General features: G+C 56.0%; 22 protein-coding genes. 8 read left to right on the top strand and 14 right to left on the bottom strand.

Annotation, left to right across the window (positions count from 1 at the left end):
- Window positions 1–21: 21 nt before the first annotated feature.
- A complete protein-coding gene (locus tag DBV39_RS10040; protein WP_108621422.1) occupies window positions 22–1056 on the top strand; it encodes a YVTN family beta-propeller repeat protein in 1035 nt (344 codons plus the stop codon).
- 20 nt (window positions 1057–1076) lie between these two features.
- Here the strand turns inward: DBV39_RS10040 and ccmI are convergent, their stop codons facing one another.
- From ccmI to ccmA, 9 genes are all read right to left on the bottom strand, one after another.
- Complete coding sequence (ccmI, locus tag DBV39_RS10035; protein WP_108621421.1) at window positions 1077–1949, bottom strand: c-type cytochrome biogenesis protein CcmI; 873 nt, start codon at window positions 1947–1949, stop codon at window positions 1077–1079.
- A gap of 2 nt (window positions 1950–1951) precedes the next feature.
- Complete coding sequence (locus DBV39_RS10030) at window positions 1952–2317, bottom strand: cytochrome c-type biogenesis protein (protein WP_456093830.1); 366 nt, start codon at window positions 2315–2317, stop codon at window positions 1952–1954.
- Between the two features lie 77 nt (window positions 2318–2394).
- Window positions 2395–2913, bottom strand: coding sequence for a DsbE family thiol:disulfide interchange protein (locus DBV39_RS10025; protein WP_108621419.1), 519 nt, complete (start codon window positions 2911–2913; stop codon window positions 2395–2397).
- Window positions 2910–4871 carry a heme lyase CcmF/NrfE family subunit gene (locus DBV39_RS10020; RefSeq protein WP_108621418.1) on the bottom strand — a complete coding sequence of 654 codons (1962 nt, stop codon included), beginning with the start codon at window positions 4869–4871 and terminating at the stop codon, window positions 2910–2912. Before DBV39_RS10020 ends, DBV39_RS10025 begins: the two co-directional genes overlap by 4 nt.
- Window positions 4872–4877: 6 nt before the next feature.
- Entirely contained in the window at window positions 4878–5321 is a 444-nt protein-coding gene (ccmE, locus tag DBV39_RS10015) for a cytochrome c maturation protein CcmE (RefSeq protein WP_108621417.1), read from the bottom strand.
- On the bottom strand, window positions 5305–5499 hold the full coding sequence (gene ccmD / locus DBV39_RS10010; protein WP_108621416.1) for a heme exporter protein CcmD: 195 nt from the start codon (window positions 5497–5499) through the stop codon (window positions 5305–5307). Before ccmD ends, ccmE begins: the two co-directional genes overlap by 17 nt.
- Complete coding sequence (locus DBV39_RS10005; protein WP_108621415.1) at window positions 5496–6233, bottom strand: heme ABC transporter permease; 738 nt, start codon at window positions 6231–6233, stop codon at window positions 5496–5498. Before DBV39_RS10005 ends, ccmD begins: the two co-directional genes overlap by 4 nt.
- 8 nt (window positions 6234–6241) lie before the next feature.
- A complete protein-coding gene (gene ccmB / locus DBV39_RS10000) occupies window positions 6242–6928 on the bottom strand; it encodes a heme exporter protein CcmB (protein ID WP_108621414.1) in 687 nt (228 codons plus the stop codon).
- On the bottom strand, window positions 6925–7539 hold the full coding sequence (ccmA, locus tag DBV39_RS09995; protein WP_108621413.1) for a cytochrome c biogenesis heme-transporting ATPase CcmA: 615 nt from the start codon (window positions 7537–7539) through the stop codon (window positions 6925–6927). The genes ccmB and ccmA overlap by 4 nt, the downstream gene beginning before the upstream one ends.
- Window positions 7540–8282: 743 nt before the next feature.
- Here ccmA and dsbD point away from each other — a divergent pair.
- From dsbD to DBV39_RS09955, 7 genes are all read left to right on the top strand, one after another.
- Window positions 8283–10241 carry a protein-disulfide reductase DsbD gene (gene dsbD / locus DBV39_RS09985; protein WP_227870582.1) on the top strand — a complete coding sequence of 653 codons (1959 nt, stop codon included), beginning with the start codon at window positions 8283–8285 and terminating at the stop codon, window positions 10239–10241.
- Between the two features lie 196 nt (window positions 10242–10437).
- Window positions 10438–12282 carry a copper resistance system multicopper oxidase gene (locus DBV39_RS09980; protein WP_108621410.1) on the top strand — a complete coding sequence of 615 codons (1845 nt, stop codon included), beginning with the start codon at window positions 10438–10440 and terminating at the stop codon, window positions 12280–12282.
- Window positions 12279–13415: a copper resistance protein B gene (locus tag DBV39_RS09975; protein ID WP_193853018.1), complete on the top strand. Its 1137-nt coding sequence runs from the start codon at window positions 12279–12281 to the stop codon at window positions 13413–13415. The genes DBV39_RS09980 and DBV39_RS09975 overlap by 4 nt, the downstream gene beginning before the upstream one ends.
- 66 nt (window positions 13416–13481) lie before the next feature.
- On the top strand, window positions 13482–13991 hold the full coding sequence (locus tag DBV39_RS09970; protein WP_108621409.1) for a cupredoxin domain-containing protein: 510 nt from the start codon (window positions 13482–13484) through the stop codon (window positions 13989–13991).
- 128 nt (window positions 13992–14119) lie between these two features.
- Complete coding sequence (locus tag DBV39_RS09965) at window positions 14120–14476, top strand: c-type cytochrome (protein WP_108621408.1); 357 nt, start codon at window positions 14120–14122, stop codon at window positions 14474–14476.
- A gap of 51 nt (window positions 14477–14527) precedes the next feature.
- Entirely contained in the window at window positions 14528–14944 is a 417-nt protein-coding gene (locus DBV39_RS09960) for a DUF411 domain-containing protein (RefSeq protein ID WP_108621407.1), read from the top strand.
- A gap of 132 nt (window positions 14945–15076) precedes the next feature.
- A complete protein-coding gene (locus tag DBV39_RS09955) occupies window positions 15077–15793 on the top strand; it encodes a M23 family metallopeptidase (protein WP_108621406.1) in 717 nt (238 codons plus the stop codon).
- Between the two features lie 229 nt (window positions 15794–16022).
- Here DBV39_RS09955 and DBV39_RS09950 read toward each other — a convergent pair whose 3' ends face one another.
- The 5 genes from DBV39_RS09950 to DBV39_RS09930 form a co-directional block, all read right to left on the bottom strand.
- Window positions 16023–18248 carry a DUF3141 domain-containing protein gene (locus DBV39_RS09950; RefSeq protein WP_108621405.1) on the bottom strand — a complete coding sequence of 742 codons (2226 nt, stop codon included), beginning with the start codon at window positions 18246–18248 and terminating at the stop codon, window positions 16023–16025.
- Between the two features lie 49 nt (window positions 18249–18297).
- On the bottom strand, window positions 18298–18783 hold the full coding sequence (locus tag DBV39_RS09945; protein ID WP_108621404.1) for a hypothetical protein: 486 nt from the start codon (window positions 18781–18783) through the stop codon (window positions 18298–18300).
- A 154-nt stretch (window positions 18784–18937) separates the two neighbouring features.
- A complete protein-coding gene (locus tag DBV39_RS09940) occupies window positions 18938–21283 on the bottom strand; it encodes a heavy metal translocating P-type ATPase (RefSeq protein WP_108621403.1) in 2346 nt (781 codons plus the stop codon).
- Window positions 21284–21826: 543 nt separating this feature from the next.
- Window positions 21827–23221: an IS1380 family transposase gene (locus tag DBV39_RS09935; protein WP_108621402.1), complete on the bottom strand. Its 1395-nt coding sequence runs from the start codon at window positions 23219–23221 to the stop codon at window positions 21827–21829.
- Between the two features lie 235 nt (window positions 23222–23456).
- Complete coding sequence (locus DBV39_RS09930; protein WP_108621401.1) at window positions 23457–24815, bottom strand: IS1182 family transposase; 1359 nt, start codon at window positions 24813–24815, stop codon at window positions 23457–23459.
- Between the last annotated feature and the right edge of the window lie 140 nt (window positions 24816–24955).

Here is a 24955-nt window from a genome sequence, read left to right as displayed (position 1 = left end):
ATGTAGAAGTTCCGCGTTAGCTTGATTACAGCTGTTCTCGCCGCCACCATAGGAGTTGCGAATGCAGCTTCGCTAGCCAATGGAGTCGTTTATAGCGCTAATGAGGGCGATGGGTCCATCAGCGTGATCACACTAAGTTCGGGCGAAGTCCGTACGGTGGATATTCCCGTCGTGCCTCATAACGTACAAATATCGCCCAATGGCAAACTTCTCCTAGCCGTTGGCACGTCTTCCAGTGGCCATGGAGGCCATGGTGGCGAGAAGAGCGAGCCAACGACTTCAGCCGCCACGCACGGCCATGGCAGTCAGGCGGGCCTGGTGCTTTTGGATGCAGGCAAGCCAGGGGAATTAATCGCGACGCTGCCCTCCGGCGACCATCCTGCCCATGTCGTCACCAGCAAGAGCGGCGACTTCGCCTATATAACCAATGCTGATACGAATCAGGTAACGGTAGTCGATATCAGCCGGAAAGCCGTTGTCGCCGAAATTCCTACCGGCAGTTATCCCCATGGTTTGCGTCTCAGCCCGGATGGGCGTGAACTATACGTAGCGAACGTTACTGACAATAGCGTGTCAGTAATCGACGCGGAGAATCTGAAAGAATCTGCACGTATCCCTGTGGGTAAAGCGCCGGTTCAGGTGGCTTTTACACCCGATGGGGCACAGGTCTATGTGTCTCTGCGCGACGAGAACAGTGTTGCGGTCATCGATACGAGCACTCGGAAAGTCGCCGGTAATATCCAAGTGGGGCGCAACCCGATCCAGCTTTTTTCCACGCCAGACGGCAGCAGAATGTATGTGGCCAATCAAGGCAGTGACAGCAATCCCGATAATACGGTGTCTGTAATTGATATCGGGACGCAGCGCGTTGTCGATACTGTAACGACGGATATGGGCGCGCACGGGGTGGTGGCGAGTGATGATGGCAAATTGGTGTTCATTACGAACAACAAGGCCGATACCGTGAGCGCCATCGACACGAGCACGCAGGCAGTAGTCGGGACCTATAAGGTCGGCCCCGCTCCAAACGGCATCACTTATCGCGCGCTTCCATAAGGTGTTGCCTGCATGGGCAGCTACTGCGGGACGTCGGTAGCTGACCTGCGGGCCAGGTCAGCCTGCTGTTTTCGCGCGTGTTCGATGCTCTCGGAGACCACCTTTGCTGCATCCGAATCAGGTGGAAGCACTTCCAGTAGTTTACCCCAGTAATTAATGGCGGCAGGATAGTCTTCACGTTGCATGGCTGCCGCGCCAGCAAGTGTTAGGGGCATCGGTGACCCAGGGCTGAGCGACAATGCGCGCTCAAGCAACCGGGTCGGTTCTCCCTCAAAGCCCGAGCTTCGTGTTCGTGCTAGTGTCTCCGCATATTCTGCCAATGCCAATGGATCGGTCTGGACGAGATTCGTGGCATTTGAGAATGCGTTGGCGGCTTCTTCGTATCGTCCAAAATGTCGATAAGAACGAGCCAACATGAGCCAGCCTGCCGGATCGTCGGGATTCTGTTTCAGTCGCCCCTCCAGAGAAGCTACCATGGCCTGCACATCCGCTTGCGTGATCACACTGGTGCCTGGAGCCGACGACGGGCTTATCGCGGCAGGATTTCCTAAGTACAGATAGGTCAGCGTCGCCGCGATAGGCAGCACAATGGCAAGCGCTATGGCGGCGTGCCTGCTTCCGGCGTTGGTAGCTGAACCCGCTTTCGATGATTCCGCTTCGTCCAAAGCGCGTCGTTGCAAGTCGGCTCTGGCCTCAGCCAAATCATTGGCCGAAATAGTGCCATGGGCGTGGTCCCGCTCAAGCTCGGCCCATTGGTCGCGCAGCACGGCGGTATTCACGCCGCCGTGCTCTACGCGGTTCACCTGCTTAGGACCTCGCCAAAGGACCGCACAGAGCCACAGAGTGGCACCGCCGATTAGCAAGGCTGCGATGATGATAAAGGGAAAATTCATAGTCAATCCGGGATATTGTTGAGCTTCAGCAGCGCCTCGGCCCGTTTGCGTTCTTCGTCGCTTAGTAATCTGTCAGTCATGCTGCGCATGCGGTGTCGTAGTGTCAGTGTGAGCACAAGTAAGCCGAATACAAGAAGCAGCAAGGGCCCGAACCAAAGCAGTATTGTTGTGGCCTGCAATGGCGGTCGATAGAGGATGAAATCACCGTAACGATCAACCATATATGCCCTGATTTCCTGATCAGTTTGACCCGCGTGGATTTGTTCGCGTATTTGTTGGCGTAAGTCCACGGCAAGATCGGCGCGGGAGGCGGCGATAGACTCGTTCTGGCATACCAGGCATCGCAACTCTGAGGCAATGTTAAGCATTCGCTCTTCCGCCGCGCGGTCCGCTGCCCAGACTGGTGCGGAGATCACAGCGCACAACAGGATAAGCCACCATCGTTTCATCGGTTGAGCTCCCGTATCAGCGGTAAAAGCGTATCGCGTGCAGTCTTTTCATCCACAGCGCCAATATGCTTGTAGCGAATGAATCCGGCCTTATCGATGACGAAGGTTTCCGGAACCCCGTACACGCCGTAGTTGATGCCTACGCGTCCGTCTGTATCCGATGCAGAGACGATATATCCGTTTCCATAGCGATCAAGCCAAGCAATCGCTTCGTCGCGTTTATCCTTGTAATTGAGGCCGACAATTGGGACGCTTTGCGCCAGATTCGTGATAACGGGGTGCTCTTGAAGGCAGGCATAACACCACGAGGCCCAGATGTTCAACAGCCAGACCTGGCCTTTCATCTCTTCCGGGGAGAATGTCTCCTCCGGTGCAGCGAGCTGGGGCAAAGTAAAACCGGGCGCGGGCTTGTCGATAAAGGGTGATGGTACTTCGCTCGGTTTCAGAGTCAGGCCGAAAGCCAGAAAGCCGACCAGCACAAGAAACCCAAGAAGAGGCCATAAGAAACGATTCATGACGATGTCCTCTGTGATGGCGCGGAAGTTCGTGGATTACGCCGCTTGAGTCGATAACGGCGATCACTAATGGCCAACAATCCGCCGAGAGCCATCAGGATGCATCCAACCCAAATCCAATCTACGAAAGGCTTGTAGTAAACGCGCACACTCCAGGCGCCGTCGCCAAGCGGTTCTCCTAGTGCTGCATATACGTGGCGCAACCCGTTCGCATCAATGGCCGCTTCGGTCATCGGCATCGGCGATGACGCGTACGTTCTCTTCTCAGGATGCAAGGTGCGTAGCACCTGGCCGTTTCGTGCAAGCTCGATGTCGCCCACTTCTGCCATGTAGTTAGGACCTTGGGCGTTTCGGACCCCCAAGAAAGTGAGGTCATAGCCACCTGCGCTTACGGAGTCTCCCGGCATCATGCGAACGTCCTGTTCGGTCTCGTAGCCTGTGACAAGCGTGACGCCAACGACGAATACGGCGATGCCCAGATGTGCCATGTGCATGCCGAGCCAGCTGCGCGGCTGCGCCAGTAAACCGCTACGCGTGGCACGCATGCGATCAAGAACGCCCGTAAGCACTGAGGCAGCGATCCATGCCGCCAGCGTAATGCCAATTGCAATGAAGATCGACCAGCGACCCAGTAGAAATGGGGTGACCAAGCCCACCGCGAGTGCAACGACTGCTGGAAGGCGTAGGTGCTTGGCCATTGCGCCGAGTTTTGCTGTCTTCCAGTTGGCGACTGGGCCAACGGCTATTAAGATCAGCGCAGGTATCATCAATGGGATGAAGACCGCATTGAAGTATGGTGGCCCCACAGAGAGCTTGCCCAGGCCCAGCGCGTCAATGAACAGCGGATACAGGGTTCCGAGAAGGACAGCGCCGGTGGCAACGGCGAGTACTACGTTATTCACCAGTAGCAACGATTCTCTGGATATTGCCGCGAACCGCCCCCCCATCCCAACTTTCGGAGCGCGTAGCGCGAATAGAAATAGGGAGGAGCCTACGACCACAGCAAACAGCATTAGTATGAATACGCCTCGGCGGGGATCGGTGGCAAAAGTGTGTACCGATGTCAATACGCCCGAGCGCACCAGGAAAGCACCCAGCAACGAGAACGAAAACGTGCTGATAGCAAGCAACACCGTCCAGTTCTTGAAGCTTGCCCGTTTTTCAGTCACCGCCAAAGAATGAATCAGGGCTGTGCCGACCAACCAGGGGATAAACGAAGAGTTTTCGACAGGGTCCCAGAACCACCATCCACCCCAACCTAGCTCGTAATAGGCCCACCAGCTTCCGAGCGCTATCCCCAGTGTTAAGAACAGCCATGCTGCGGTGGCCCAAGGGCGGGACCAACGCGCCCATGTTGAATCGAGCTGCCCCGCCAGCAACGCGGCGATGGCAAACGCGAAGGCTACCGAGAAACCGACGTATCCCATATAGAGTAATGGCGGGTGGAAGATCAGGCCGACATCCTGTAAAAGGGGGTTCAAGTCCAAACCGTCGATAGGGGCTGGCGTGAGTCGTTCGAACGGGTTGGAAGTCAGTAGCACAAACAACAAGAATCCGACGGTAACTAATCCGAGGACGCCCAGTACGCGGGCGACCATAGCGTCAGGCAGCTGTCTTGAAAATCGACTGACCGCGTAAGCCCAGCCTGTTTGCATCAGCATCCAGAGCAAGAGTGAGCCTTCATGACCGCCCCAGACGGCCGATATCCTGTACATCAGCGGCAGCCGCGAATTGGAGTTCTCTGCGACGTAAGCCACAGAGAAGTCCTTCGCAATAAACGCCCAAGTCAGGCTTGCGAAGCTTACGACCACCAACAGGAACTGGGCACGCGCGGCGGGCCGTGCAAAGGCGATCCAGGCAGCATGACCTTGCGCTGCTCCAACGAGGGCTAAGCCGCCTTGAGCGAGCGCGATGAATAGGGTTGCAATCAGGGAAAAGTGGCCAATTTCTGGAATCATTTTTCGTCAAGGCCTCATATTCATGGTCTTGCCAGCCTGGTCCAATGCATGTTGCGCTTCAGACGGCATATAGTTCTCGTCGTGCTTAGCAAGAACTTCTTCGGCACGGAACAGTCCGTTTTTGTCGAGCTTCCCCTGTGCCACGACCCCTTTGCCTTCGCTGAACAGATCGGGCAGGATGCCAGAGTAGGTCACGGGAATCGTCTTGGCGGTGTCAGTGACGACGAACTGCACGGTGAGTCCGTCGCTTTGACGCTGCACGCTACCTGTCTGCACCATGCCTCCGACACGGAACGTACGCGCCTCGGGCGCCTCGCCCGCACTGACTTGCGTGGGAGTGAAAAAGAAAACCAGATTGCTTTGAAACGCGTTAAGTACGAGTGCGGTAGCAATGCCAAATGCGGCCAAGCCGCCTGTAATGAGGGCGATTCGCCTATGTCGAGGTTTCATCTGAATGCTCCTTTCGCAAAGTTACTTCGCGCTTCACGTGCAATAGCGCTGCTTTGCGGCGCCCGCGAAGAAAAAGCCATTCGGCACAAAGCGCGGCCGCGCTGACCAGGACCGATCCCCAGACATATGTGCTATAGCCACCCATGGCAAAGAATTCTCCAGGACTTGCCCAGTTCATCGTTTCACCTCTTTCAATTGATACAGCCAGTCGGCATGATGCTCGCGTTCAAGGATGATGCAGCGGACTCGCGCCAATGTGATGGCCATTGAATACAGCCAGGCAGCGAAGACCATGAGCAGCATGCCCACGAGCATGATCGTCGCCATGGAAGGCGCTTTGGTCAGCGAGACGGAAGCTCCTTGATGCAGCGTGTTCCACCATTGCACCGAGAAGTAAATGATTGGAATATTGACTACGCCGACGAGTGCGAGCACGGCCCCCGCCTTGTCTGCGCGGCGCGGCTCGTCAATCGCAGATTGGAGCGCCATAAACCCAATGTATAAAAAGAGAAGAATGAGTTCGGACGTTAGACGCGCATCCCATACCCACCAGGTTCCCCACATTGGCTTGCCCCACAATGCGCCTGTCCAGAGCGACAGAAAGGTAAATATCGCGCCTGTAGGTGCGAGCGCCGATGCCATCATGGCTGAAAGCCGGCTATTGAACACCAATCCGATTGCAGCCCAGAAAGCCATGGCCAGGTAGATCAACATGGACATCCACGAGACGGGCACATGAAAAAAGATAATGCGGTAGCCCTCGCCTTGCTGTGCATCAGTAGGCGCCACGAAAAAGCCCACATACATCCCTGCAATCGCCAGCATGGTTGCCATCGCGGCAAGCCAGGGAATGAGCTTTCCCGCAAATGGGTAAAATGTTTTGGGTGACGAGAATTTGAACCAGTTAATCATTCGTTCGCTCAATATTCCAAGGCAACGCGTAGCGCGGCCGTCGCCGCCCACGGTGCGAAAAAGCCGGCTAGAACCAGGAGAGCAGCCAGTATGGAAAGGTGTGCCGACGCGCCGAGACCCGAGGCAATTGCCTCGACTGACCCTGCGCCAAAAATCAGGACAGGCACGTAAAGCGGAAGCACGAGTACGGCTACGAGAACACCACCTCCGCGAATACCGAGCGTCAATCCCGCACCAATTGCGCCAATAAGGCTGAGTACGGGAGTGCCAATGGCCAGCGACAGCGACAGGATCAGTAGCGACGGCATAGGAAGATCAAACTGCAATGCCAATACCGGGGCTATTACAGTCAGGGGCAAACCAGACAGCAGCCAATGCGCTAATACCTTTCCAACGACCAGCATGCTTAATGGGGTCGGTGAAAGAGCCATCTGTTCGAGCGTGCCATCGGCGTGATCCTGTTCAAACAGCCTGTTGAGCGATAGCATGCTCGCCAGCAGCGCCGAAACCCAGAGAATTCCGGGCGCAATCTGGCGCAGTGTTTCGCGTTCAGCGCCCACACCCAATGGGATCAAACTGACCACGATGACAAAGAAGAAGAGAGGCGTGAGGGTGTCAGACTTGCGTCGTAGGGCGAGTTTCAAATCTCGGTGTACCACCACATACATGGGATGGCGATTAAACGGGCTTTTCATGCGCCCATCCTGATGCTGTGGCTCGTGCCCGCCAACGACAGATGCTGGTGGCTCGTGAGAACGACCAGCCCACCATCTAGCAAATGTCGATCAATCACATTAACCAGCCATTGACAGCCGGCCGTATCCAATGCGGTCAACGGTTCGTCGAGGATCCAGAGGCTGCTTTGTTGGAGCAGCAGCCGAGCCAAGCCAGCCCGGCGCTTTTGGCCCTGGGACAATCCTCGTACTGAAAGGCTTTCTCGCCCCGCTAAACCAACTTCTTTCAAAGCGTCGGACACAAGAGCAGGGGTTGTCGATATGCCGGCCAACGCAGCGCTGATCAATAGGTTTTCCATGGTACTCAGGTCTTCTTTCAGACCCAGGCCGTGACCGCAATACAACATATCGCGCTGATACTCGCCCAGTTGCTCGTCGAGGAGGCGGCCCTTCCAGCGAATAGCGCCTTCAGCTGATGCAGTCAGTCCGGCCAGCATGCGTAGGAGGGTGGTTTTGCCGCTGCCGTTTTCACCTTGCACGAGCAGGCACTCGCCTGCCCGAACCTGAAAACTCAAGCGGTTAAACAGACGGCGCTCTCCGCGCACGCCCACGAGATTAATTGCTTCAAGCACTGGATACCGTTGCTCGCTCTAATGTTGATTGCCACGGGCGCCGGGGCACCCTGGAATAGCGCTGATCGATCAAATTCCTTCGACCGATGGATGAAGCGCTGCTTTAGAGACTGACTGCGAGCACGCTGGACGTAACGCGATCTGGCGTAGTTAAGCCGGATGGAGCAAGAGAAAACCGAATAGCGGCGAGTCAGCTCAAATGAGCGAAAGCCATTGAGGCCGTTCAGGCCGTTCGGCAAGGATAGGCAGGCTTAGCTGCGCCTCATGGGAGCGAAGCGCAAGATCGGAAGTCGATGGCGGAACCAGGTGTTGAGCGGATGAAGTAAGCGTGGTAGCGGTCTGGCCATTACAAGAATGATCAGACTGATCCATAACCTTGGGCGTTTGAGTGGCAGATTCTTGCCGCTCTATGGCCGGAATGGACGACTCTTCTTTGTCGTTATCACAGTCGATCCCAACGCATACCTGCTCCACTTGCTGGCAATAAATCCCGACTACGCCCCAGGACGCCTGGAGCGGCAGTATGGCCAGCAGAATAAGGAGGAGGAACTTTTTCATCGCAGCAGCATTGTATCGAACTCGCCTGCATCTCGCAAAATGCTCAGAAGTTTCTTACCACAGCTGCGGCCTACAAGCACTGCAGGCTTCGTCGCATGACAAAAATGTAATCTCTAGGTAATGCGACTGACAGCATGTGCAGCCTATATTGATTAGTTTCCATTAACCCGTATGGTTGGTAGCTGGTGAAAGCAGTTCGTTTATTAGCAGCGTTCCTTACGTTGTTTCTGGCAGGGCTAACTGGCTTTAGCCACGCCTATGCCGCCGGCTCGGTTGCAACAGCTTCAGACGCTCCAATCCTAGTCGCCGCTTCATCAGGTGGTGTATTGGATTCATTGCGTGGAATTTTTGGCGGCGCAACTAAAGAGCAAGTATTACTGCCGCCAGAAGAAGCATTTCAGGTTGCCGTTTCCGCGCAGAACCGCGATACCTTGGTTGCCACATTAACAGCCGCTGAGGGCTATTATCTATACCGCGATCGTATCGCGTTCCATATTGAGGACTCCGCAGATGTGGCGATTGCGGAAGTATCGCTGCCCCCAGGGAAACTCAAAGACGACCCCACGTTCGGGCCGGTCGAGGTTTATTACGGCGCGATAGAGGCTTTGATCGCATTGAATCGACCGGCAGGTGATGCTTCCACGTCGTTGCGTTTGCGCGCATCTTTCCAGGGCTGCAACGATCCAACGGGTGTTTGCTACCCGCCAATGGAGCAAACCCTCACGATTTCGCTGGCAAATTCGGCTGCGCCCGCAGTTTCGATTCATCCTGCCGTTGAGCAACAGTCGATTGACGAAAGTGGAACGGCGTCCAGTCAAGCTGCCAGGAAGCCGGTTTCTGACACAAGTTTGGTGCGGGATCTGTTCGCGCAAGGCAACACTTGGGCGTTGCTCGCGGCATTCTTCGGTTTTGGCCTGGTTCTAGCTTTTACCCCGTGCATGCTACCCATGATTCCCATCCTGTCGGGCATGATCATTGGTCAGGGGGGCAAGCTGAGCCGTCGCCACGCATTCGGCCTTTCACTGGTGTACGTCTTAGCGATGGCAGTGACATACGCCCTAGCCGGCGTGGCGGCCGGCATGGCCGGTACCATGCTGGCGGCCTATCTGCAAAACCCGTGGGTTCTGGGAAGTTTTGCGGCCGTCTTCGTGCTGCTCGCACTTTCGATGTTCGGGTTTTACCAGTTGCAGATGCCTGCTTCCATACAGACTCGATTGGCCGGCGCGGCAAATCGCCGGGGCGGAGGTAAGGTCGTAAGCGTGTTTTTGATGGGTGTGCTCTCGGCCATCATCGTGGGGCCGTGCGTCGCAGCGCCGCTTGCGGGGGCATTGCTTTACATCGGACAAACCGAAGATGTGGTGTTGGGCGGTTTAGCTCTATTCACGATGGCCATTGGGATGGGTGTACCCCTCTTGATCTTTGGGACGACAGCAGGGGCACTGTTGCCCAAAGCGGGTCCATGGATGAAGTCGGTACAGCATTTCTTTGGCGTAACCATGCTCGCTGTCGCCATTTACCTCGTTTCCCCGGTAATCCCAGCCGTCGTCCATATGATTTTGTGGGCCGTCTTGCTTATCATTTCGGCCATGTACTTGAAGGCGCTGGACCCGCTGCCCGCAACCTCGCCCGGGGTTGTTCGCTTTGGAAAGGGTGTCGGAATAATCGCTTTGACGCTGGGTTTGGCAATTCTTGTCGGCGCATTATCGGGAAGCCGCGACATCCTGCAGCCCTTGAGCGCCTTTGCGAGTTCCAGCGCGTCAATCGACCAGGAAAGTTCTGATGGCACGCTTCAGTTTCAGAAAATCACAAGCCTTGCTGAACTTGATGCGCAATTGCAAGCTGCCAATGGTCGCTATGTGATGCTGGACTTCTGGGCGGATTGGTGCGTTTCGTGCAAGGAAATGGAGCTATTTACGTTCACCGATTCGAAAGTTAGGGCCAGGCTGAAAGATGTCATTTTGCTCAAGGCTGATGTGACGGCCAATAATACGGCCGATCAAGCGCTGCTCAAGCGTTTTGGGCTTTTCGGCCCGCCTGGGATTATCTTCTTCGACAGGCAGGGCGAGGAAATCGACTTTCAAGTTGTCGGCTTTCAGTCAGCAAAGAAGTTTCTGCGCTCATTGGATACAGCAATTCCGCTGTGAGGGACCTGCGCTATGTCCGTTGATTACAAAAAAGTAATTCTGCCGTCACGCGCCGGACAGTCGCACTTGATTAAAGTTAAGAAATAGTTCGTTGCGTACCTATCGGAACGTTAAGAAAAGCCCGAATAACAATTTGACCTCAAAAGGATTGCCTTGCGTGAAACGCTGCACTACGCTCGCTGTTCCCGTACCACTTATGCCCCGTCGCCGCTTTGTTCAAGGGTTGGCTGCTGGCGGTGTGCTTCTTGGTCTGTCGCCTTATGCCCGAGCCCTGGGAATGCAGTCAAACCCAACGAGCACGGGTTCCGCGCAGATCCTGACTGGAACCGAATTTAATCTGGAAATCGGCGAGTCCCCCGTCAACTTCACGGGTAGTCCCCGCATGGCAACTACCGTGAATGGCTCGCTTCCTGCACCGACCCTACGGTGGCGCGAGGGCGACACGGTAACCATCAGGGTGAAGAACCGCCTGAAAGAGGCTACCTCCATCCATTGGCACGGCATCATCCTGCCCTTTGAAATGGACGGTGTGCCAGGAATCAGCTTTACGGGCATACCGCCTGGGGAAACCTTCACCTACCGCTTCAAGGTGCAGCAGAATGGCACCTATTGGTACCACTCGCATTCGGGCATGCAGGAAGCCACCGGCGTTTACGGGGCAATCATCATCGATCCTGCGGAAACGGACCCCATACGCGCCGACCGCGAGTATGTTGTCCAGCTGTCCGATTGGACCGACGAAGACCCTATGCGCGTGCTCGCCAAACTGAAGATGCAAGGCGACTATTACAACTATAACCAGCCCACGGCAGTGGATTTCTTCCGAGATGTCTCTGACATGGGGCTGAAAGCGGCCGTGGACAAGCGCAAGATGTGGAATGAAATGCGCATGAGTCCCACGGACCTTGCCGACCTGTCGGCCGATGTCCTCACTTACCTGATGAACGGCACCACGCCGGCCGGGAACTGGACGGGGCTGTTTCGGCCTGGCGAGCGCGTCCGCCTTCGGTTCATCAATGGGGCGGCGAACACCTTCTACGACGTGCGGATTCCAGGCCTTGGCTTAACGGTCGTGCAAGCCGACGGCGTCAATATCGAGCCAGTCACCGTCGATGAGTTCCGTTTCGGGCCCGGCGAAACCTATGACGTATTGGTGCAGCCCAAAGACGATGCTTACACAGTTTATGCGCAAGCGATGGATCGTACAGGCTATGCGCGCGGCACCTTAGCCACGCATGCCGGCCTGGAGGCGCCCGTACCGGCGTTAGACCCCGTGCAATGGCTGGACATGGCTGACATGATGGGGGCAATGGGCGGCGGCATGGCGGGCATGAGTCATGGCGCAGCGGGCCATGCCTCCATGGGTGGTATGAATCACGGCAGCGGCATGGGCCATGGCAGTATGCCCGGGATGAGCCATGGAAATATGACCGGAATGAACCATGGCGACATGCAAGGGATGAACCACGCAAGCATGGCTGGCGCGGGGCACGGCGCAATGGGCGCAGGCAGTGCCAGCACCCAAGTGCGTCATGCCCGAACCGAGTACGGCGCCAGCACCGACATGCGGGTCGATATGCCGCGCACCAATCTGGACGATCCCGGTATCGGCTTACGCAATAGCGGACGGCGCGTCCTCACGCTGGCGGATTTGCACACGATGGGCGGGCCGATGGATCCACGCGGTGCAGAGCGTGAAATCGAGCTTCATCTGACAGGGAATATGGAACGTTACACGTGGTCATTCGATGGCGTGGAGTTCGGTCAATCGACACCGGTTCACTTTCGTTACGGAGAGCGGGTCAGGGTCATTTTGCACAACGACACCATGATGACGCATCCCATGCACTTACACGGGATGTGGAGCGAACTCGAAACGCCTGACGGACAGTTTCAAGCGCGTCGCCACACGATTCCCGTGCAGCCCGCCCAGCGTATCAGTTTTCTCGTGACAGCCGACGCTCTCGGACGATGGGCCTGGCACTGCCATCTGATGTTGCACATGGATATGGGGATGTTTCGCGAAGTGGTGGTGGCATGAACTCAATAAACGAGAAAAAGGGAATTCTGGCCGTGAATACTCGTATAAGAAAACGTATTCTTGGGGTCGCCATCGCAACGCTCGGTGCAACGCCGCTTTTTGCCAACGCCCAAGCGCATGATGCTCATAGCAGCCATACCGCCATGCCGGCCAGCTCGGCTCCTGCCGGTGCAGCAAACATGCCTGGCATGGCTCACAGCAAAATGAATATGCCTGGCATGGGCCATGACACGATGAAAATGAAGTCAACCGCTGCGCCTAAGCCAGCAGATGGCATGCCCGGTATGAACCATGGCCAAGCTAACACAGCGCCAACTGCTCCTGCTCACGATATGGGAGCAATGGATATGGGCGGTGGTGAAATGGACCATGGCGACATGCAAATGCAAGGCGGATCGGCGCCACCCGATGCCCGCGATCCGAATGCCTACTCGGATGGCTACGTGCGTAATGCGGGCAAGTATGCCTTGCCGCCGTCAGAGGCGCTGATTATGTCGGACGCGCATAACTTTGGTTCCGTTTACTTTGACCGCCTGGAGTACGTCAAGGCGCGGGGGGAGGAATGGGCGGCCTATGAGGGCGAAGCATGGTATGGCAGCACCTATAACCGCGCGGTGATCAAGGCAGAGGGTGAAATCGCGAGTGGCAAACTGCAGGAATCCAAGACGCAGTTACTTTGGCGTCATGCGGTGTCAACCTTTTGGGATACGGAATTGGGCGTGCGTTTCGATCATGGCCACGGTGCGCCGAACCGGGAATGGTTGGCATTTGGTGTTAAAGGGCTTGCGCCTTACTGGTTTGATGTAGACGCCACCGCTTATGTGGGCCCCAGTGGACGTACTGCTTTGTGGTTGAAGGCGGAGTACGACATCTTGCTTACCCAGAAGCTCTACCTTCAGCCGAGCGTAGAGGTTAATTTCTATGGCAAGAACGACGAACGCCGGGGTATCGGCAGCGGTCTGTCGGACGGCACGGCGGGCTTGCGCCTAAAGTACGAAGTCACTCGTCAGTTTGTACCCTACATTGGCGTAGAGTGGTCCAGCAAATTCGGGAAGACGGCGGATTACGCGCGTGCAGAAGGCGCAGCCAAGCAAGAAACCCGTTTTGTCGCGGGGTTGAGTTTCCGGTTTTGAAGCCGGCTTTTTCTCACATAGGTGGCCGGAAACCGCTGCCACACACAATTTAAATGAGTCCTTTTGATGAAGAAATCCCTATCCATTTTGGCTTTGAGCGTGCTACCCACCATCGCATTAGCGGCAGGCAACCATGGCGGTGGTCATGGCATGCCCTCGCACGGCATGCCAGGCCATGATATGTCCACAATGTCGAATGCACCTTCCCCTATTGGCCAACCCGGTGACCCGGCCAAGGTGACTCGCACGATCGAACTGACGATGGACGATACCATGCGATTTACACCCAGTGATATCAAGGTTAATGCAGGCGAGACGGTTCGTTTCTTCATTAAAAACACTGGGAAAATTTCGCACGAAATGGTGATTGGGTCGCTTGCCGATTTAAAGGCTCACGCTGCCGAGATGCAAAAGATGCCAGGGATGAAGCATGCGGAACCGAACATGATTACGCTTGCACCGGGTAAGATTGGTGGCTTGGTGTGGCAGTTCGACCAGGCTGGCACTGTTGATTTTGCTTGCTTGATCCCAGGGCATATGGAGGCCGGGATGGTTGGCAAGGTAAAGGTCGATTAACACAGCGCCGATATGTCAAAAAAGCGGTTCATCCTTGGGGCTGTCGGCGTCTTGGTCGCAGGGGCTGCTGCCTTGTTGTATTACGGGGGCGCGATGCGGGGCCGGCATTTATCGATCCTGCTGATCATATGCTCGTGGTGACGGGCAAGGCGATCTACGCGAATAATTGCGCCGCATGCCACGGGGAGGCGCTGCAAGGGCAGCCGAATTGGCGCCAGCGCCTTCCCAATGGAAGGCTGCCTGCGCCGCCTCACGACAAGACCGGCCATACGTGGCACCACCCGGATGCGATGCTCTTTGATATGGTCAAGAATGGCTTGGTGCCAGGTAAAACGGCGCCTCCGGGCTATGAGAGCGACATGCCTGCATATGCGGGAATCCTGACCGATGAGGAGATCGTTGCTGTACTGGCCTATATCAAAAGCGATTGGCCGCCTAAAGTGCTGCAGGCACAAAAAGAAGTGACGTTGCAGCGGCGCCAATAGCGCTAGCGGCCGTCGCCCTGCGTCCGACGCTAGTTTTATATGGAGTTTTTTATGCGAGTTTTGTTTGCTGCGGTCGCCCTCGTGACCGCAACTTCGTTTTCCCACGCCGCTGGGAATGCCATTACCGTTTACCAGGATCCGAATTGTGGGTGTTGCTCCGGCTGGGTCGATCATATGCGTGATGCCGGCTTTGAAGTCAACGCCATCAAGACGGGTAGTATGGTTTCAATCAAGCAGAAGCTGGGCGTACCCATGACGCTAAGTTCATGCCACACCGCCGTAGTCGAGGGTACAGGTCAGATTATCGAGGGTCATGTGCCGGTGAGCGCGGTGAACAAGCTGTTGGCAGACTCATCAGTGAGAGGTGTTTCGGCACCGGGCATGCCTTTGAATGCGCCAGGGATGGGCGAGCTTGATGGAAACCTTGTTACGGTTGACTTCGCCGGCAAGCCTTTCTCCAGAGATTAGGTGTCGCCCGATACGGGGTCTGTGGCGGATGTCGTTTTTTCAGTAGAAAAAGGCTGACCGTTCTCTCCCTTCGCCAGCTTGCGGTATAGGAGCCGCAGGCAAAAAAGTATCTTTAAGAGAAACATTTGAATTATGCCGCAGCGTAAAATTTCATCCTTTATTCCTGGGTATAAACTGAAAAACTCGTTTCGAATTGTCGGCATGATCGTCTTTTCGATGGCTTCACTTGCCGTCTTCAACGTAAAGGCAGAGGCATCGAGTTTCTCCATTATTGCTGAACAGTTTAAGCTTCCCGCTGTATCAGGCACGATTGCCAAAACGCCCAGACTAGAGAAGTTGCGTGAAGCGTTTTTCTCTGAGCCAATTAGTGCGGCGAAGGCCAAGGTCAGTTCTCCCTTTGGGTTGCGCTTTCATCCCGCTCAAAGCAAACAGAAGCATCACGATGGCATCGATTATTCGGCTCCGAAAGGAACACCGATCCGAGCAGCCGCTGACGGTACTGTAGCGTTTGTTGGCCGCAAGAACGGTTACGGAAAGGTTGTCATCATTGAACACTCGGCGGGTTTCTCAACGCTTTACGCGCATCAGAGTCGATTCGCCCGAAATCTGAAGAAGGGATCGGTGGTTCCTCAGGGAGAGACGGTCGGCTATGTGGGTGCGACCGGAACAGCCACTGGCAACCATTTACACTACGAGGTTTGGCTGAACAATGAACCGATCGACCCGTCAAGTGCAAACCAGCTGTACGCTGGCAATGATCCGATTTACGGCACAGACGTTCAGCGACAGTTGTTGCTTACGCAGGCGGAATTTCCACCCATTGAACGAGTGTTAGTCGGCAAGGATTAACACTCGTTCAATTCATACCGATGTTCGTAGCCGGAGGGTGTTGAAGACCACTGCCGCTGACCCCAAACTCATTGCCAGTGCCGAAAATATTGGCGAAAGCAAAAGCCCGGTGAACGGGTACAGCACTCCTGTTGCAAGCGGTATGCCGAGCGCGTTGTAGCCGAGTGACAGGGTACTACTGAGTTTTATTCCACGCTTCTCGGGCAGGCGCGGTGAGTTCTTACCAGCTCTAAGGTAGCCTCAAAGCGGGGCTATCGGCAGCAACTTCGAAAACTTTCAACATCTGCGACAGACCTGACTCTTCTGCTGCGGACAGCGGCGCAAAGTCGCGTGTACGCTCGATAGCGTACGCGATCTCTCGGATGCGGGCTGGATTGTCACGGGCCAGCAACTGGGGAAGGGTCACAATTGCGGCCACCTCGTCAAGCCGCATGATGTTGGCTTGGCGGCGCACCGTATGACGGAAAGAAGCCATGTCAAAGCCACGGTGGCAGTCTGGCTGATGTAGTTCGAGCATCAGGTTCGCGCGCCGCTCATCGATCGAACTACAAAAGCGGTGAATATAAATCAGGGCTCGGATGCCTGCCTCGACCGCGCCGCCTTCGGCGAGCTCGGCACGTAGCTTTGCGAGCTTCTGCTGAACCAAGGTATCGTGATCAACTGAAGTGCAAGGCACCGCGCGGGCTGGCTCATCACTACCTGTCTGTCCAGCGAGAATGCGCATCCAGGGCGAGTCGTAAATCCATTCAAAAGCCCGCTCATAGCCCGAATCCCGCATATCTCGCCACTGGTCGAGCGTCTGGGTAATGGCTTTCGACACAATCCGCTGCATCTGGAGAAAAGGATTGTCCTCATCAATCGTTACGCGCTGCTCGCGAACTTTGATTGCTGCTTCAGCAATTTGTGGTGCCAACGGATTGTGGTCCGACCACCATTCGTAAGAGACCCTCAACGGATGCATGGCCTGTAACCACTGCGCCGCCTGCGGCGTAAATGTGTGACGTACCCATGGTTGCAAAAATTGGCGGTACAGCCCTAAATTTATCTTCGAGAGTTGCGCCACAGCGTTGAAGCGCCGGTCGCTCTCTGGATCCGGCTGAACAATCTCACGCACACTGGCCACATTAGTTGGCTCAATTGATAGCTCAAAGTTATTGATAGGTGCCACAACATTTCTCTGTGCGGGCTCTGTGATCGTTGCGCGATATATGCCTGCGGGTAACACGTCGATCAAGTCAATATTGGTAGTGAATTTGTGATGTTCTTTACGGCTGACCGCGCCGGACACGAATATGCCCAGATGGCCGACGCTCTCATGCGTGGCATAGATAATGGTTTGGTCGTGGGTTAATACGTCTTCATCGTCACCGTATAAGTCAGTAATCCAACCTAAAGCCTGTGGTGGCGGTGTGATGTTGTCACCATAGGAGCAGAAGACTACGATCGGCGAGCGAATGTTGCGTAGATCGATGCGTACACCATCCGAGGTATGCAGCTCAGCGGTGGCGAGACGGTTGCCGATGAAAAGATTGTCAACGATGTACTGCATTTCAACATCATTGAGGTAGACGTATCCACCCCAGTATTTCTCGAAGTCCAGGTAGCGAGGCGCCTCTGTGTCGACGTTTGCGTACAGATGGTGTTGCTTGTTCCAGAGCGTATTGGCTGGATTGAGATTCTCGAAGTTCTGCACCAACCACGCGCCGTCGAAGCGGCCGGCGCCCATGTCGCTAGACATTGCAGTTAGCCAGCTGCCACCAAGCAGCCCGGCGGTATAGCGCATGGGGTCACGGCCGCGCCAGCCCGCCCAGTAGGAAAGCGGTGCTCCGGCGACAATGATCGGTCCGAACAGCTCTGGTCGAATGGACGCGGTCATCAGAATTTGCCATCCGGCTTGGCAATTGCCAATGACGGCTGGCTTGCCTTCTGGGCACGGGTGCAATTCAATTATTCTTTCAAGGAAGGCCGCTTCGGCCTGCATCACGTCTTCGATCGTTTGCCCCTCTATGGGGTCGGGCAGAAAGCCAATGAAATAGCAAGGGTGACCAGCGTCTATTATCACGCCGATCTCGCTATCGACTTTGAAGCCTCCGATGCCCGGACCGTGGCCAGCGCGAGGATCAATCACGACGAAGGGTCGTTTCATATGATCTGCCGGCTTGTCGTGAGGCGGCACTATCCGTACCAGCCAATAGTTCACTGGGCGAGGCAAGTCTTTGCCGGACATCACCACTTCGGAAAGGAAATTCAGAACATTTGGAACGCGCTCAGCCAGATGCGCTTGATACTGGTTGCCGCGTTGGCGTATGACGTCTGCGTAAAGGATACCGCGTTGCCAGGTGTCAACTGCATACTCTGCCAGAGTAGCAAGGTGTGGCAGTTTGGCAGTATCGGTTTTTGGCTTGGCCGTGTCGCGGCCTTTACCCTGCGAGTTGTTCCGTGTTTCCGCGTTCATATTGGCTCCCTCCCGTGCGCCAGCGCAGTTTGTTAACAGAAAGCCGCGATTATGGGGAAGTAGTGGTTGCTGCGGGCATTCTGTCCATCATCATTTGCATCATGGCCTGCATCATGTCCATCCGCTTCAGCATCATCTCGTGATCTGCGCCGGACGGTGCTGCCGACGGGCTTTTCGCAGCTTGAGAGTGAGCGTTTCCCATCATTCCCGTACCATGCATGCCAGCCGATGCCATACCCATTAGCTGCATGCCTTCTTTCATCAAATCGAGGTGCTCGGACATGAGGGCACTACGTTCTTCAGGTGTGGCTTTCTGAATATTTTCATGAAAGGCGTGCATGGCCTTCATATGGGTATCCATTTTCTGCTTCAGAAGCGCCGGATCTGCCACTATCGATTTTTCAGAAACCGAAGTTTCATTGTTGCCTGCTCCCGCTGGGTGGTGTGCGTTATGCCCGTCCGTCGTTTGAGCCCACGACAGCGCGCTGGCCGAACTCAGAATAATGGTGGACGCAACTAAACGGATCCTTCTCATGATGACGCTCCTTATGTGAAAGTGACCACGAGCATGGTCATTGCATTCACTATACTGAGGAGGAACTGTCGAAACGATGTCGCGGACATTACAAAACAGCAATGTCTGCGACGCTCAAGCATTATTCAAGTGTTGGCACCGTCGCGACTGGTGGTCAGACGGACTTGCGCAGTCTTAGTGCGTTGAAGACCACCGACGCTGAACTCAAACTCATTGCCAGTGCCGCAAACATTGGCGAAAGTAGCAGCCCCGTGAGGGGATAGAGCACGCCGGCGGCCAACGGTACTCCGAGCGCGTTGTAGACGAACGCGAAACCTAGATTTTGCTTCATGTTCGCAATCGTTTTCTCGGACAGATCACGGGCGATTGAAATGCCGCGCAAGTCGCCCTTGACCAAAGTCACTTGGGCGCTGTTCATCGCTACATCGGTGCCGGTGCCCATTGCAATGCCCACATCGGCTTTCGCCAATGCCGGTGCATCGTTAATGCCGTCTCCCGCCATGGCGACGACGCGTCCTTCGGCCTGAAGCCTGGTCACCAAGTCCAGCTTGTCGGCCGGCTTTACTTCTCCGTGTACTTCATCAATGCCCAGCTGCTTGGCAACGGAGTGGGCTGTAGCGATGCCGTCGCCAGTTGCCATGATGACCCGAATGCCGGCGTGCTGAAGATCGCGTACTGCCTGTGGCGTGCTTTGCTTGATTGGGTCGGAGACCGCCAGCAGACCTGTCAATTTTCCCTCTGCGGCCAGGAACATGACGCTCGCGCCCTTTGCGCGCAATTGCTCCGCCGTTTGCGTCATGACTGAGACATCAACACCTTCTTGTTGCATCAAGGCGGTGTTACCCAGGACGAGCCGCTTTCCATCAACGTGGCCGCGAACGCCAATGCCGCTACCCGATTCGAAATCTTCAACTGCACTGAGTGTTAAGCCGCGCTCATGTGCAGCCTGGACAATGGCGTGAGCAAGCGGATGTTCGCTGCCTTGATCCAGGCTGGCCGCCAAGTGCAGCACTTCATCTGCAGTTGCTTCATTCGCTGGCACTGCTTGTTCGAACGTCGGGCGGCCTTCGGTCAAAGTGCCTGTTTTGTCGACGATCAGGGTATCGACCTTGCGGAAATTCTCGATGGCTGCCGCATCACGAAACAGCACACCCTGTGTAGCACCGCGTCCTGTCGCCACCATGATGGACATGGGTGTAGCCAACCCCAGTGCACATGGGCAAGCGATGATCAGCACGGCAACCGCGTTGATCAAGCCGTACACCCAACTTGGTTGCGGCCCGATCAGGCCCCAAGTGATCAATGTGGTGACTGCGATGATGACCACCGCTACCACGAAGTAGCCGGCAACGACGTCGGCCATCCGTTGCATAGGCGCCCGCGAGCGCTGGGCTTGTGCCACAAGTTGAACGATTTGCGAAAGAACCGTCGCCGAGCCCACTTTTTCGGCGCGGATCACGAGTGAGCCGGAAGTGTTCATTGTCGCGCCGATCACCTTGTCACCGGGGCGTTTGCTTACGGGCAGCGGTTCACCCGTCAGCATCGACTCGTCCAGCGAGCTGCTGCCCTCTTCGACAGTGCCGTCAACCGGTACTTTCTCGCCGGGCCGCACGCGAAGGCGATCACCCTCGTGGACATGGGTCAACGGCACATCTTCTTCGGAGCCATCGGCGTTGATGCGCCGTGCCGTCTTGGGTGCCAGGCCAAGCAGCGACTTGATGGCCGCCGACGTTTGCGAGCGCGCCCGCAGCTCAAGAATCTGACCAAACAGCGTCAACGAGATGATGACGACCGCCGCTTCAAAGTAGACGGCAATCCGTCCCATGGACATGAAGGTGTCTGGGAAGACGTCGGGTGTCACCGTGGCCACAACGCTATAGACGTATGCAGCTGCCGTTCCGAGGCCAATGAGCGTCCACATGTTGGGGCTGCGGTTGATAACCGACTGCCAACCGCGAATGAAGAAAGGTTGGCCGGCCCAGAGCACAACGGGTGTCGATAGCACCAGTTCGATCCATGTTTGTGCCGACATGCTGAACCACCCGAGTTGTGGTCCGAACATGGCGAGAACCGTAACGATAATGGTGAAGGGCAACGTCCACCAGAATCTACGCGAGAAATCCCTGAGCTCCGGGTTATCGTCATCGAGACTAGGCAGTAACGGCTCAAGCGCCATGCCGCATTTGGGGCAACTGCCCGGACGATTCTGGCGAATTTCAGGATGCATGGGACATGTATATATAGTTCCCGGTGCAACGCTCTGTTCAAGGTCTTTATCGTCTCGGCCCGATGCGGGCGTCAGAAACTGTTCTGGTGCTTTATTGAATGTGCCCATGCATTTGGCACTACAAAAATGAAAGTGCCTTCGCTTGTATTCGACGTGATAGGGCGAGTCTTTTGACACTTGCATACCACACACGGGATCTGTAAGGGCAGCGTTGTGACTGGGCGGATGCGCATCGTTGTGCTCGTGTTCGGGAGACAGATTTTTATTGCTCATGATGCCAATGCCTTCTGTTGCGAGATGAAATTATGGAACGCAGCGTCCAGGGATCAAGCTTATGCAATTTCATCATGCCATAGTCGGGTCTCTTTCCCCTGACATTCTGATTACTAGTCCATTACATTTGTGTAATCTTTATGTAAAGGAATTATCTTCTGGTAATTTGCAAGGAAATCACATCAATCAGTAGTACTCGTCATCTATATCGGAAGCGGTTTTGCCGATAAATGCGAGAGGGGGCGACTGTGACTTTTCCTGTTAGAGGATGTGCTAATGGTACACGGCAGCATTTTTTGTTTCTAATACTAGCCCGAACGTTTCATAAACCGGGCCTGAGTGCTGCGACTTCCCTGGTTCTTCCTGATTTCTGCACCCTTTGACGTTTCCGTTGCGCGTGCCATGCAGATTGGAGAGTGGATTTTGCCAACTTCTTACCTGCTTTCGCCGATTTCGGCCTGAACGGGTCAGCAACAAGCGTGCATCAACCTCCGATGTCTCGGTTTTGAATTTTTAAAGGGTTGTCTGATCGCGTGTCTGCGCTCAGGCCGGTGCGGGTGGCCGCTGTGTCTGGTAGAGCAGTTCGGTCACCCGCTCCAGAATCCCTTTCACCGGACACCCTGTGGGCAAGGACAGACGAATCCGGTCTTTGTACTGCACGACCCGCACGGCGAGCTTGAACAGCTTGAGGATGATGGTCCCGGGCTGCGCTCTGGCCAGCTCCGTGTGTGCCAGCGTATTCTCACGCAGGCTGTGGATCAGCACATACGCTGCACAGGCATAGAACATCCGCATGTGGTTGGCAAGGAAGGTGTGGTCAGAGGTGCGATCGCTGGCCAGATCGTTCTTGATGGCCTTGATGTAGTTCTCGTCCTGGCCGCGAGCGCAGTACAGCTCGCGATAGAGCAACTCGGCTGTGGGCTCGTTCAGTGAGCTCACCACAAACCGGGGGTTCTCGCCCAGCGCCATCACCTCAGCCTTGAGCACGACCCGATAGGCCTTGGGCCAGGTGCCGGCCTGATAGGACAGGTCGTCATACAGGCGGGTTGCACCCGGGGCAGGCAAGCCGAGATGGCGGGCGCTTTCGCAGCGCGACTGGTAATGGGACTTTGCTCGCTCAAGCAACGGTTGCGCCAGGGGTAGCAGCACCTTGTTGCCTGCCAGTCCAAAGATGAAGTCCATTGCGGGGTCCTGCTCACATAACGCCATGAGTTCCGGGTTGGAGAAATGGCCATCACCGCGCAAGATGATGTGGGTGTCGGGCCAGGCCTGGCGCAGCGCGCGCACCACACGCGCGATGATGGCGGCATTTTCCCGACCTGTGGGGCGCTTGCCCGGGCGCAGGATGGCCGTGATCAGCTTGCCCGAGAGTCCCTCGAACAGAAACAACGGCATGTAGCAGTGGTGGCGGTAATGGTGGTTGTAAAAGGCGAGTTCCTGCTGGCCGTGAGTGGGATCCTCGGAGTGATCCATGTCGAGCACGATCAAGGCCGGGGCCTGGGCATAGCTGTCGATAAAGGCGTGGACAAAGCTTTTGGCAAGACGATAGATATCACGACGAGTCAGACTGTTCTCCAGCCGTGACAGCGTCGGGCCTGAGGCGAGGTCGGTGTCTGCGTCCAGCGGTGCACGGCCCGCGGCGAGCTTGAACATCGGGTCTGCACGCAAGGCGTTGGCGTCATTGCCATCGGCATATCCGCATGCGCTCTGGAACACGCGCTGGCGCAGCAGATCGGTCATGGAATGCGAGATATACGACGGATGGCGTTTGTCATGGATTGCGCCAGCCAGACGCGAGATCAGCCCGGTTTGCAGATCCGTACCCCGAAGCAGGATGGCGCCGAAATCGCTCGACAGGGCACCACCATCAAACTGTGCACGCACGGTGAAACCAGCACTGGCAGGAAAGCGAAGCTGGGTTGGGATAGAATCATTCATGGGCGGTTTTGTTTAAGCTTCTTACGAAGCGTTATTGGCGTAATCCCAATTGTATCAATGGGTTAAACAAATACCGCCCATTTCCGTGAAAAATCCGGGCTAGGAGCCTGTCGGACTTGAGGCCCAGAACTGCAAGTTGAACGCGGCCAATTTCACAATGCGGGAGATTGACCGCGTTTTTGGGGCCAGGAACGCCATTTTCAGCTAAAAAACGGACTTCTCCCAGCCATTTCCCTCACCGCAGACGCAATTGGGCCATGCGTTTCAGATTCCACGCCAGGCAAGCCAGCGTCCATTCGTTGCGCACGTTGTCCAGCCCGCGCATCAGAAACTGACGCATTCCCATCACGGACTTCATGATGCCAAACACCGGTTCGACCGTTTGCTTGCGCAATGAGTAGATGGCTCGACCTGCCTGCGTCTTGAGCGCGTGCTTCATCTGCTCAAGCGGTGTGGCCGGCAACGCGATCGGCTCAGGCTCCTCGACCCGTGTGCGCCAGCCTGGATGATGGGCATCTCGTCCAACAGCAATCAAGGGTTCGATCCCTGACTGGCGGCAGCGATCCACATTCCCTTTGCTGAAATATCCCGTGTCAGCCAGCAACCGCTCAGGCTGGCTCAACCCCTCGGGCAAGGCAGCCACCTGCTCCAGAATCGGTTCGACCTGCTGTTTGTCATTGACGGCCTGGGTGACGTGCGGCGTCATGATCAGCATGGACTCGGCATCCACCAGCGCCTGAGCGTTGTAGCACTGATCAAAGCCACCACCAGCGACCTTCATGATGCGGGAGTCTTCGTCCGTCAGGTTGACCTGATCCTTGTCCCGGGGGCCCGACTCGGGTGGCCTGGGTCCTTTGCCACGAGGCTTCTTGCCGCTGGCCTGATGCCGGGCCTGGCGATCGGCCAGCTTTTGCTCGTGCTCGGCTTGCTCACGCTCAAACCGCTCCTGGGCACGTGCTTCAATCTTCGCTTTGGCTGCTGCAATCGCCGCCAGTCGATCCTCACGCCGTGCGATCTCGCCAGGCAGATCCAGATTGTCTGGCAGTGCACCCTGATCAGCCGACTCCGCCAGATCGAGCAACTCCTGCACCTCGGCCTTGAGTTGTGCCTCGATCTTGCTGGCGTGCCCGTAGGACAGCGCCCGGTGCCGGCTGGCATTGGCACGAATCCTGGTGCCATCCAGGCTGACCGTGCCAAAGCGCGAGAGCTGGTTCTCACGGGCAACCTGAAGGACCTGTACAAAGGCTTTGGAGAACTGCTCGCCGAACCGGCGACGAAACGTGGCAAGCGTGTCATGGTCCGGGTGCTGATCACAGGCAATGAATCGAAACGCCAGCGAGTCATACGTGGCCCGTTCGGTCTTGCGGCTCGAATGGATGCCCGTGGCATAACCATAGATCAGCAGGGATAAAAGCATGGCCGGATGGTAGGCATCGCTGCCCCGACCCGCGTAGGCACGTTCCAGTTCTGACAGGTCCAGACTCTCGACCACATCCACCACGTAACGGGCCAGATGAGACTCTGGCAACCAGTCCTGCACCGATGGGGGCAACTGGAAGTCTGTCTGGCGATCAATCGGGCGAAAGCGGCTCATAAACTCGGTTCCAAAAGCGTTACGCCATTTTACCGAGCGGCAAAGTCCGTCAGGCTCCTAGTGGGCGCTTCTTTCCATTGCTTTTCGGGATGTAGATGCGGTGCAGCGGTCGTGGTCGATACCCCCGGTTTGTCAATGCC

The organism is Orrella marina (assembly GCF_003058465.1).
GTDB lineage: Bacteria > Pseudomonadota > Gammaproteobacteria > Burkholderiales > Burkholderiaceae_B > Algicoccus > Algicoccus marinus.
Note: the sequence above shows the minus strand (reverse complement) of the source record. Positions and strands in the feature narration are given on the sequence as shown.